Source organism: Mesorhizobium sp. M0408 (assembly GCF_040321495.1).
Taxonomy (GTDB): domain Bacteria; phylum Pseudomonadota; class Alphaproteobacteria; order Rhizobiales; family Rhizobiaceae; genus Mesorhizobium.
In genome coordinates this window covers 67,919-78,987 of the sequence record NZ_JAMYRO010000023.1, presented here as the reverse complement: position 1 = coordinate 78,987, position 11,069 = coordinate 67,919, and the positions used below count along the sequence as shown (strand labels likewise).

The following is an 11,069-nucleotide window of genomic DNA, read 5'->3' as shown; positions in this document are numbered from 1 at the left end:
TTTGTAACCGAATTCACGCGAACGTGCGTCTGTCGGCTCCAAATCCCGACATCGTTTCTGCCCAGTTTCCGGCCCCCGAACCCGCCCCGGTGCCAGAAACAGATGTTGCAGAACCCGCCCACGCACGTCCGCTCGCTTCTCATCCTCCAGACGAAATTCATCGGCGATCTTGTCCTCGCTTCCGCGCTCGCCAGAAACCTGCGCCTCCAATATCCAAAGGCCAGGATCGTGTTCCTTTGCGAGGCGAACTTTGCCAGTTTCCTGATCGCTCATGGCATCGCCTCGGACGTGGTGGCGTTCCGGCGCGTACGGATGCGTGGCACCCCTGTGCAGCGTGGTCGCGAGCTTTACGCGATGGTGCGCGCTCTGCGCCGGTTCCGGTTTGACCTGACCATCGACCTGGCCGATTCCAAAACCTCACGCATCATCGTCAGGCTCGTCAACGCCAAGACCCGCGTCGGATATGATCCTCCCGAAAAACCGTTGCGCTGGCTGGAACGCCAGCCCGCCAACGTTCTAGCCAAGCCGTTTGGCTTTGGTGGCCAGCATTATCTCTACCGCTATCTTTCGGCGCTTGAGGCGCTTGGCGTGGAGTTGCGTGCGCCGGTCCCAACGATTGAGCCGCTGCCGCTGGAGACCGCCAGGGCATTGGCGCTTCTCGACCGGCATCATCTCCGGCGTAACGCCTTCATAGCCGTTCATGCAGGAGCGAGCTTCCGGGGGCGGCAATGGCAGCCGGAACGTTTTGCGCTGGCGATCGACGAGATCTCGCGGCAGACCGGGTTGGACTTCCTGCTTGTCGGCGGCCCCGATGAACGGGCATCTGCCGAGCGCATCGTCGCCAAGGCCGCTTCGCCGGTCGTCAACGTGGTCGGGGCGCTGTCGCTGGCAACGCTGCTGGCGGTCCTCGGCCAGGCACGCCTTTTTCTGGGGAACGAGAGTGGCCCGATGCACATGGCCGCTGCCGCGGGAACGCCGGTTGTCGGCCTCTTCGGTCTGACCGACCCGGCCGTCTGGGGGCCTGTCGGCGTGGCCAGTGTTACGCCGCGGCCCCTCATGCCTTGCGAGTGCATAGCCAGGGACCTGTGCCGCCGTCCCGATCCGAGCAAGGCTTGCTGCGTCTGGCGACTTGAGGTCAAAGCGGTGGTCGACGCCGTGCGCGCGATCCTTTCACGTACGGTTAAGGACGTGGAGCACGCATTGTGACCTCGCGCTTGCCAAAGGTTAGGCCGGCGGTCAAATTGCCGCTGCCGATGCTTTTGCAGGGGCATCGTCCCGATTTCCGCCTTGATGCCGGTCTTGGGGTCGCCGCTTCAACTTTGATCCGGCCGACCTGGAATTGATCGATGCGCCCGTTCCAAAAGTATTTTTGCGCCATTGCGATATCGCTATGGGCTGTCTCTCCTGGCAACGCTCGGTTGCTCGTCGCACCGACGCTGCACATCAAGGCCGAGGTGGGCAGCGGCCGCGTCGCGCTGACGCTCGATGCGTGCGGCGGGAAGACCGACACACGGATTCTCTCGGCGCTGGTGGAAAACAAGATTCCCGCCACCATTTTCGTCACCGGCATCTGGCTGAAGCACAACGCCGCCGCCGTCGAGATCATGCGGGCGCATCCAGAACTGTTTGAATTGGAAAACCATGGCGGCCGCCACGTCCCGGCCGTCGACACACCGCAAAAGATCTACGGCATTCGCAGTGCCGGCAGCCCGGAGGCCGTGCTGGCCGAGGTCGAATCGGGTGCTGCCGCTCTTTCCGTGACTGGCGAACCGGCGCCGAAATGGTTTCGCGGCGCAACCGCCGAATACAGCCCGTCAGCAATCGCGATGATACGCAAGCTTGGCTTCAAGATCGCCGGATTCACTGTCAACGGCGACGGCGGGTCATTGCTCGGCGCAAAAGAGACCGCCCGGCGCATTGCGGCAGCAAAAGACGGCGACGTCATCATTGCTCACATCAACCAGCCGACCCATGCCGCTGGCGAAGGCGTGGTGCAGGGACTTCTGGCGCTGAAGGCCAAGGGCCTCACCTTCGTGCGGCTCGACGATGCCGACTGCGTCGGCAATCAAGGCACCACCGACTGATCAGTCGGGCGTGGCCTCTATGGTCACCTTGTTCGGATAGAACGCGCCGTGGTCGCGGATGTCCGCCATCTCGTCGAAGGGCCGCTCATAGGCCCACATTGCATCCTTGCCTGCATCGCCGGCGGGCAGCGCGCTCCAATAGCTGGCATCGCCCTTGTAGGGGCAATGAGTCGAGTGTTCCGTCTTGCCAAGCTGCTTGAAGTCGATGTCGCCGAACGGAATGTAGAAAACGGGGGGATAGGGCGATTCGGTCAGCACCTTGACCTTGCTGGAGGAGGCAATGACGACATCGCCGGCGCGCACCGTCACGGTACCCTTGTAAGGTTCGACAGTGATCGTCTTGCCGGGATTGCGCTGAAAGCCGGGTGACGGGTTTGCGATCTGGTCCATGTCGGGTCTCCTTGCCTCAACCCCAAGATGTGTCTGGCAAGAGCATTGCGCAAGTGCTGCCTGGCGCCAGGCGGGCGTCGCCCGCGGGGAAACCTCGCGCTTTCCTCCGATACCTCGCCTAAAACTAGGCGGCGGCCTGGAATGCGTCCATCAGCCCGGCATAGGCGGCGGCAATGCCTGCCACCGGATTGGTGCTTTTCGAGGTGGTCTCGACCTTCAGCGCACCACCGCTAGTCGGCAAAGTGAGCAGCAGGAACTGGCGATTGCCGCCATCGCCGACGCAGGCGGCAGCGACGTGCTGGCTTTCGCCCTCGTTCTCGACGCACATCTTGAACAAGAGCGTGCCGCCGACCGCTTCGAGGGCGCCACCGACGACTTCAACGAATTCATCTTCGGAAACGGTTTTGGCGTCGGGCAACGGATCGGCCTGCATGACATCGGCCGCCACCAGATCGGCTAGACCTTCGGCAAGCGTATTTTCGAGGGCTTTTTCGTCGAACTGCGGGTCCATGCGAACCTCTTTCATTCGCCAATCGCGCCCCGCCCGTTAATCAACGTTAACGCCGAGCATGGCCGGATTGTGGCGAATTCCGCCTCATTCGGCTCCATGCACCGCTCCAGCCCGGTTCTGGCTGGACAATCCGCCGGTTCGTCCCACAATGGCGAAAAAAATAACGGGAGGAACAGATGCTCGGGCTGATGCAGGAATGGCCGCTGCTTTGCCACAAGCTGATCGACAACGCCGAGAGGCAGCACGGCAGACGCGAGATCGTGTCGCGCTCGATCGAGGGGCCGATCGTACGCAGCACATATGCCGAAATCCATAATCGTGCCCTGAAGGTCGCCGGGCGGCTCGAGCGTGATGGTTTCGGGCTTGGCGACCGCATCGCGACCCTGGCCTGGAACACTGCGCGCCACATCGAGGCCTGGTACGGCATCATGGGTGTCGGAGCGATCTATCACACGCTCAACCCGCGGCTCTTTCCCGAGCAGATCACCTGGATCATGAACAATGCCGGGGATAAGGCGATCTTCGTCGACCTGACCTTCCTGCCGCTGCTCGAAAAGATCGCCGGCGCGGTCAAGTCGCTGAAGCAGGTTATCGTGCTGACCGACAACGCGCATATGCCGGAGACTGCGCTGCCCAATGTCGTTGCTTACGAAGATTGGCTTGCTGGAGCCGAGGGCAACTTCGCATGGAAAACATTCGACGAAAACACCGCCGCCGGGATGTGCTACACCTCGGGCACGACGGGCGACCCGAAAGGCGTCCTCTACAGCCATCGTTCGAACGTGCTGCACGCCATGATCGCCGCCATGCCCGACGCCATGGGCCTGTCGTCGCGCGACACCATACTGCCGGTCGTGCCGATGTTTCACGCCAATGCCTGGGGCCTTGCCCAGAGCGCGCCGATGGTCGGCGCCAAGCTGGTCATGCCCGGTTGCAAAATGGATGGCGCTTCGCTCTACGAGCTGCTCGACACCGAGCAGGTGACCTTCAGCGCCGCCGTGCCGACGGTGTGGATGATGCTCCTCCAGTATCTGGAAGAGACCGGCAAGAAACTGCCCTATCTGCAGAAAGTCGTCATCGGCGGCTCGTCCTGTCCACGCGCGCTCACGACGAAGTTCCAGGACAGTTACGATGTCCAAGTCGTCCACGCCTGGGGCATGACCGAGATGTCGCCGCTCGGCACGCTGTGCACCCTGAAGCCGGATTACGCCGGGCTGAAGGGCGAGGCCCGCCTCGGCGTCCAGCAGAAACAAGGCTTTACACCGTTCGGCATCGAAATGAAGGTGACGGACGACGCCGGCAACGAACTGCCATGGGACGGCAAGACCTTCGGCCGGCTCAAGGTCCGCGGGCCGGCCATCGCGCGCGCCTATTATGGCGGCATCGGATCCGAACAGTTCGATCAAGACGGCTGGTTCGATACCGGTGACGTCGCGCATATCGATCCCGGCGGCTATATGCAGATCACCGACCGCGCCAAGGACGTGATCAAGTCGGGCGGCGAATGGATCTCGACCATCGAGCTCGAGAACCTCGCGGTCGGCCATCCTGATGTGGCGGAGGCCGCCGCAATCGGCATCCCGCATTCGAAATGGGGCGAGCGGCCTTTGCTCGTGGTCGTGCGCAAGCCGGGCCGGGAGCCGACCAAGACGGATATTCTCGCTTTCATGGACGGCAAGGTGGCGAAGTGGTGGATGCCGGACGACGTCGCTTTTGTCGGCGAAATCCCACACACCGCGGCCGGCAAGATCCAGAAGATTACCTTGCGCCAGCAGTTCCGGGGTTATCACCTGCCGACGGATTGACCGCAGATGCGGCGTCTTTGCGTCTTCAAGCCGCCGCTGAAAGGCACTATGCGTGTGTTCGGGCTGGGGCAGCGCGGAAACCAATGACGGGAATTCCCGAGCGACAAACGTCGAGGGCTGCAGGTTGGTCGCGGCGCGCCGGTGCTTTTTCGGCAGTCCTGCTGCTGACCGCTCTCATCGGCCATCGCTATGACCTCGTCGAGACCCAAGCTTTCCTATGGGTGCTTGGCATTGTCGCGTTGCTGGCCGCGTTTGCGCTTTTGTTTGCCGGGTTTGCCTTCGCGCGATTGTGGAACTTCGGTGATCGTGGCGGCCAAGACCTGACCGCCGGCGCCTTGCTGGCGTTTCTGGTGCTCATCCCTTACGGCGTCGCGGCCTATTGGGCGGCGACCTATCCGCCGCTACGCGACATCTCGACGGATTTGGACGACCCACCGGTGCTCGATATTTCTACCCGGACAAAGGATATGAACGAGCTTTTGCCGCAGACACCCGGCGAGCAGCGCCTGCAAATCGAAGCTTATCCGCTTGTTACCGGACGCAGCTACACCTTGCCTTTCGATCGCGTTCTGGAGGCGGTCAAAACGGTGCTCGATCGGCGCGGCTGGCAGCTCACGGCGCCGTTTCCAGACGCAGCAGGGCAAAGCGACGTGACGGTCGATGCGCTGGCCAAGAGCTTGCTGCTTGGTCTTCCCGCCGATGTCGCCATCCGCGTGACCGACGACGGCGATGCGGTCATCGTCGATATGCGCTCGGCCTCGCGTTACGGCCGCTACGACCTTGGCGACAATGCAGCGCGCATCACCGATTTCCTTTCCGAACTCGACCAGGAAGTCGCCGGCCAGGTGGGCGTGGCGCCGGCGGAATGATATCCGAAGTGTGCTACGTTGCCGGCGAATAGATGCCGTCGATAGCCGGCGCGCCATCGGTGTGGACCAGGCCGCGCGCCACCAGGTCTTCCAGATGGGCAAGCACCGACAGGCCGGCCGCGCCATGCAGGCGCGGGTCGGTGTCTCGATAGATCGCGTCCACCATGTCCTTGATTGTCCGGTCGCCGCTGTTGATCCGCTCCAGAATTGCCCGTTCGCGCATTTTGCGATGCGTTTTCAATCCGCGCATGAAGCTGCGCGACTCGGTCACCGGCCCGCCATGGCCGGGCAGCAGCAGCCGGTCATCGCGTTCGATCAGCCGATCGAGCGATGTCATGTAGTCCGCCATCGCGCCATCCGGCGGTGCGACGATCGTGGTTGCCCACGCCATCACGTGATCGGCCGAGAAAAGGATGCCGGTTCCCTCCAGCGCGAAGGCCGCGTGATTGGCGGTATGGCCGGGCGTCAGCACCGTCCGCATCGCCCAGCCGTCGCCGTCGATCACCATATCGTCCGGCAGCGCGATATCAGGAACAAAGTCGGTGTCGGCGCTGGCATCGAGTGGATTGACCTCGCCGGTGCGCAACGGCCGCGCCGGGCGATGCCGGCCCTCCGCCAGAACCACCGCACCCGTATGCTGCTTTAACCGAGCCGCCAGCGGCGAATGGTCGCGATGCGTGTGGCTGATGAAGATATGGCTGACCGGCCTGGTCCCGATCGCTTCGAGCAGTGCTCGAAGATGTGCCTCGTCATCCGGTCCGGGATCGATCACCGCCAGCGTCTCGCGCCCGACGATATAGCTGTTGGTTCCGTGAAAGGTGAACGGGCTTGGGTTCCTGGCGGTGACGCGTTGAATACCAGGCGCAACGGCTACGCCCTGGCCATAGGCCGGATCGAAGCGTGTATCGAATTTCAGCGCCATGCGAACGTCGCGACCTTTTTTGGGGCGAGGGCAAAACCGATTGCCGCATAGCACGGAAGCCAATATAGGAAAACGCAAGGCCGCGTTCGGCGGCAATCCGGAACGGGGAAGACTATGGCAATTGCAACGACGATGCGTCCGCTCATTTCTCTCGCTTTGCCTGAAAAGGGCGCGGCCCGGCTGGCAGGACAGCTTTTGCTGGCGATCGCCGGAACGTTGCTGCTGATCGTGTCTGCCAAGACCAAGGTCATGCTCGGACCGGTAGACATCTCGATGCAGACGCTCGCCGTCTTCCTGATCGCTGCCTCCTTCGGCATGCGCCTTGGCGTCGCCACGCTGCTTCTCTACATGGCCGAGGGCGCGTTGGGCCTTCCGGTCTTCCAGAGCACGCCCGAAAAGGGCATCGGCATCGCTTACATGCTCGGTTCGACCGGCGGTTATCTAGCCGGCTTCGTCGTCATGGCGGCGATCGTCGGCTGGGCTGCCGACCGTGGCTGGGATCGCCATCCTATCAAGCTCTTCAATGCCATGCTGGTGGCCGAGATCGTCATGATGGCAATGGGCTTTGCCTGGCTGGCGCTGTTGATCGGCCCGGAAAAATCCTGGCAGTTCGGGGTGTTGCCCTTTATCGTCGGTGATCTGATCAAGGTTGCGCTGGCCGCGAGCTTGGTGCCGGCTGTCTGGTCGCTGTTGAAGCGTTCGTGAAGCCGGTCGAGCGGTGATAACCTGTTCTGCGCGACAGTGATTTTTCGCCGTAGTTGGTGTGGCCGTGCAGGGTCTTTGTCGCTGGCGGCAGGCTTGTGCGCAACGCCATCCGTCACATTAGCTTCAAGTCGACGGACTAAGTACCAGAACCAACGGGCGATTCGTCACGACCAGCGTAACCAAGCACCTACGTATGGAAATAAATTGCTCGACATAGCATCTCAGCCAGCTGAAAAAGAAAGCGGCTCGATGATCATTTAGGCACAGCTAAATTTCTGGACAATGTGTAGGAAATTCTTAACCCAACCGCCTTGACTCTAGTGGCTTGGTTGCTTGCTGGTGTCCACACACTGTCGTAACCGTTGACCTGAGATCATGCCGCCAACCGCCGAAGGAAGACACGTGAGTAGCGCGGAAAAAACAACGAGCAAGGCAACAGCCCTGTCGCCTGAGCCGACCGCCGCGCCGGCAACGCGCTGGTATGCGGCCAGCGTCTTTCCCGGGAAGGAGCGTGTCGCAGAGCGGCATCTCCGGATCCAGGGATTCGAGCCCTTTGTGCCTCGCTGCGAGAAAACCGTGCGTCATGCCCGGCGGCTCGAAACACGGTCCGCAGCTTATTTCCCGGGTTATATGTTCATCGCCCTTGACGTCGCGCTGCAACGTTGGCGCTCGATCAACGGAACGTTCGGTGTGCGCTCCCTCGTCATGCAAGGCGACCGGCCTTTGCCTGTCCCCTCCGGTCTGGTAGAGCGCTTCATTGCGTTGACCGGCAGGCACGGCCTGCTCGACTTCAGTGGCGGCCTCGCAGCCGGTGCTTCGGTTCGGATCCTTTCCGGCCCGTTCGCGGAAATGATCGGTCGCCTTGACCGGCTCGATCCAGCCGGAAGGGCTCGGGTTCTGGTTGCGATCATGAATGGCGAGATACATGTCGACCTTGATACCAGGGATCTCGTCGCCATCGCATAGTCGTAAGCATCGAGGTGCGGCGAGGCGATGCAAATTGTTGTAGGATCGGCTCTCGGGTTTTCACCCGGGAGTGCGGTAGCCGTTCTTCGGTGGGACTAGGCGCTGTCTGACGAGATCGTCTCGTCGGCGCTAATGAGAGTACGCGCTATGCGAATAACAATGATTGGTGCCGGCTATGTAGGGCTCGTCTCGGGCGCCTGCTTCGCCGAATTTGGCCATCAGGTCTGCTGCGTCGACCGGGATGCGGAAAAGCTTGCCATGCTCAAACTCGGCAAGATACCGATCTATGAGCCAGGGCTCGACGACCTCGTTACCACGAATACCGCGCAAGGTCGCTTGCGTTTCGACGACAATCTGGCCGATGCCGTTTCTCAATCGGATGTCGTCTTCATAGCCGTCGGCACGCCATCACGGCGTGGCGATGGGCACGCCGATCTGTCCTTCGTTTACGATGCGGCCGCCGAAGTTGGCCGCGCGCTCAAAGGATTTACGGTTGTTGTGACGAAATCGACCGTCCCTGTCGGTACCGGCGATGAGGTGGAACGAATCATTCGCGAGCAAAATACGGCCGCCGATTTTGCGGTGGTCTCCAATCCGGAATTTCTTCGCGAAGGATCTGCGATCGAGGACTTCAAGCGGCCGGACCGCATCATAGTCGGGACCGATGCCGACAGCGCCAAAGCCGTCATGGGCGAGATCTACCGGCCGCTCTCGCTAAATGCCGCGCCGATATTCTACACGAGCCGGCGTACGGCTGAGCTTACCAAATATGCCGGCAACGCGTTTCTGGCCATGAAGATCACTTTCATCAACGAAATTGCGGATCTCTGCGAGCGGTTGGGAGCCGATGTGCAGGACGTCGCGCGCGGCATCGGCATGGACAATCGCATCGGCGCAAAGTTTCTTCATGCGGGGCCGGGCTACGGTGGCTCCTGTTTCCCGAAAGATACGCTGGCGCTGGTCAAGACCGCGCAGGACGCGGCAAGCCCCGTGCGGCTTATTGAAACGACGGTGTCGATAAATGACCAGCGCAAACGGGCGATGGCGCGCAAGGTGGTCGAGGCCTGCGGCGGATCGGTTCGCGGCAAGACCATCGGTATCCTCGGCCTTACGTTCAAGCCGAACACCGACGATATGCGCGATGCCCCCTCATTGGCCATCATTCAGGCACTCAAGGATGCGGGCGCTTCGATCAAGGCCTATGATCCGGTCGGTATGGAGCAGGCACGCAAGATGATCGACGGCATTGAATTCGGGGAAAGCGCCTACGCGGTAGCTGACGGCTCGCATGCGATTGTCATCGTCACCGAGTGGAATGCCTTTCGGTCATTGGATCTGAAGCGGCTTCGTGCACTCCTGGCGACGCCGGTGATGGTTGACCTTCGAAACGTCTACCGCGGCGAGGATGTGGTGAAGGAAGGCATAGCCTATTCGAGCGTCGGCCGAGAGCGGCACCTTGTCAAGTGAACGTCCAGGTTTTCATGGGGCCCGTCTCACGGGATTCAATTTGAATAACACCACGAGCCATTTGTCCAATCCAAGGCATTTCCTGCTTCGGATGCGCTTCCAGCTGCTTGGCGGATTGACATTCGCCATTCTGCTACCCGCCCTGATCCGGATGTCGGTCGATCCCCGCGTCATCTGGTCACCCAACATGCAAGTCACCATTTTTGCGGCATTCGTCGCTCACACGTCCGGCTACATGCTCTATAAGCGAATTGGCAATTTCCCGGGGGTCGCAGCGGCTGGCTACATCTTGCCCACCTTCGCCCTGACTTACGGCCTCGTGTTCGTGACCATCTTCTTCTTTAGATTCGATTATAGCCGGTTCCAGGCGGCGGCGAGCTTCATTCAATCGACTCTTTGGTATTTCGGCCTGAGCTTGGCCACTCGACGGCTCGACTCATACCGGCTGGCGATAATTCCTGGAGGGGATGTCGACAGGTTAGAGAGCATCCCAGGTGTGAGCTGGCACAGAGTTAATTCGCCCAACACAATTGTCGAGTATGCCAGCGGCGTGGTTGCTGATCTGCGGGCCGACCTTTCCGATGAGTGGGAGCGATACATCGCCGACCGCGCACTATCGGGAACGCCAGTATATCATGTTAAACAAATAAGCGAGTCGCTCACAGGCCGCGTCGAAATCGAGCATTTGTCTGAAAATACGTTAGGGTCGTTGAATCCAAATCAGGCTTACTTAAAAATAAAACAGGCGATAGACTGGACGTCTTCGTTGTTTGTGCTTGTTGTTTTCTCACCATTGCTGCTGTTCGTGGTGATTGCCGTAAAGATCGATTCACCTGGACCTGCGCTATTTAGACAGAAGCGAATGGGCTACGGGGGGAATCCGTACGAGGTCTACAAATTCAGAACGATGAAGCTTGGCACCGCTTCCGATGACGAGAAGGAAGAGGCTATTACGAAGGCTGGGGACGCGCGCATCACTCGTGTCGGGCGATTTTTGAGAAAATCCAGGATCGACGAGTTGCCGCAGGCTATCAATATTTTGCGCGGCGAAATGAGCTGGATCGGGCCACGCCCGGAAGCACTCGTACTTTCAAAGTGGTATGAGGCGGAGCTTCCGTTCTATCGATACCGGCATATCGTCCGGCCTGGCATCACTGGATGGGCGCAAGTCAATCAGGGTCATGTCGCGGCGGTAAGCGACGTTCTAGAAAAGCTTCACTATGACTTTTACTACATCAAAAACTTCTCCCCGTGGCTCGACGTGCTGATTGTATTTCGTACCATCCGAACCATGCTGACGGGATTTGGTGCGCGTTGAGCGAGGATGTTCTAACCTTCTTAACGCCGTGT

11 protein-coding genes are annotated in these 11,069 nt (G+C 60.6%); 8 read left to right on the top strand and 3 right to left on the bottom strand.

Annotated features, from left to right (window positions below; all coding sequences use genetic code 11):
• The first annotated feature begins 102 nt into the window (after positions 1-102).
• Both NKI67_RS24460 and NKI67_RS24455 read left to right on the top strand, forming a co-directional pair.
• Entirely contained in the window at positions 103-1,206 is a 1,104-nt protein-coding gene (locus tag NKI67_RS24460) for a glycosyltransferase family 9 protein (RefSeq protein ID WP_352647345.1), read from the top strand.
• A 140-nt stretch (positions 1,207-1,346) separates the two neighbouring features.
• Positions 1,347-2,084: a polysaccharide deacetylase family protein gene (locus NKI67_RS24455; protein ID WP_352647343.1), complete on the top strand. Its 738-nt coding sequence runs from the start codon at positions 1,347-1,349 to the stop codon at positions 2,082-2,084.
• On the opposite strand, the gene NKI67_RS24450 is transcribed toward NKI67_RS24455, so the two are convergent.
• Together NKI67_RS24450 and NKI67_RS24445 are read right to left on the bottom strand one after the other, a co-directional pair.
• Positions 2,085-2,474: a DUF427 domain-containing protein gene (locus tag NKI67_RS24450; protein WP_352647341.1), complete on the bottom strand. Its 390-nt coding sequence runs from the start codon at positions 2,472-2,474 to the stop codon at positions 2,085-2,087. It lies immediately after the preceding gene.
• A 124-nt stretch (positions 2,475-2,598) separates the two neighbouring features.
• On the bottom strand, positions 2,599-2,985 hold the full coding sequence (locus tag NKI67_RS24445; RefSeq protein WP_352641994.1) for a hypothetical protein: 387 nt from the start codon (positions 2,983-2,985) through the stop codon (positions 2,599-2,601).
• Between the two features lie 176 nt (positions 2,986-3,161).
• Between NKI67_RS24445 and NKI67_RS24440 the strand changes: the two genes are divergently transcribed.
• A complete protein-coding gene (locus tag NKI67_RS24440) occupies positions 3,162-4,790 on the top strand; it encodes a fatty-acid--CoA ligase (protein WP_352647339.1) in 1,629 nt (542 codons plus the stop codon).
• A gap of 83 nt (positions 4,791-4,873) precedes the next feature.
• Complete coding sequence (locus NKI67_RS24435; RefSeq protein ID WP_352647337.1) at positions 4,874-5,659, top strand: DUF1499 domain-containing protein; 786 nt, start codon at positions 4,874-4,876, stop codon at positions 5,657-5,659.
• Between the two features lie 13 nt (positions 5,660-5,672).
• On the opposite strand, the gene NKI67_RS24430 is transcribed toward NKI67_RS24435, so the two are convergent.
• The gene (locus tag NKI67_RS24430) at positions 5,673-6,581 is read right to left on the bottom strand and encodes an MBL fold metallo-hydrolase (protein WP_352647335.1); all 909 of its coding nucleotides are present in this window, start codon (positions 6,579-6,581) and stop codon (positions 5,673-5,675) included.
• 114 nt (positions 6,582-6,695) lie between these two features.
• Here NKI67_RS24430 and NKI67_RS24425 point away from each other — a divergent pair, with 114 nt between their 5' ends.
• The 4 genes from NKI67_RS24425 (at position 6,696) to NKI67_RS24410 (ending at position 11,037) form a co-directional block, all read left to right on the top strand.
• Complete coding sequence (locus tag NKI67_RS24425) at positions 6,696-7,286, top strand: biotin transporter BioY (RefSeq protein WP_352647333.1); 591 nt, start codon at positions 6,696-6,698, stop codon at positions 7,284-7,286.
• Between the two features lie 375 nt (positions 7,287-7,661).
• On the top strand, positions 7,662-8,252 hold the full coding sequence (gene nusG, locus NKI67_RS24420; protein WP_352647331.1) for a transcription termination/antitermination protein NusG: 591 nt from the start codon (positions 7,662-7,664) through the stop codon (positions 8,250-8,252).
• Between the two features lie 147 nt (positions 8,253-8,399).
• Positions 8,400-9,719, top strand: coding sequence for a UDP-glucose dehydrogenase family protein (locus tag NKI67_RS24415; RefSeq protein WP_352647329.1), 1,320 nt, complete (start codon positions 8,400-8,402; stop codon positions 9,717-9,719).
• Between the two features lie 40 nt (positions 9,720-9,759).
• On the top strand, positions 9,760-11,037 hold the full coding sequence (locus NKI67_RS24410; RefSeq protein ID WP_352647327.1) for a sugar transferase: 1,278 nt from the start codon (positions 9,760-9,762) through the stop codon (positions 11,035-11,037).
• Positions 11,038-11,069: the final 32 nt, after the last annotated feature.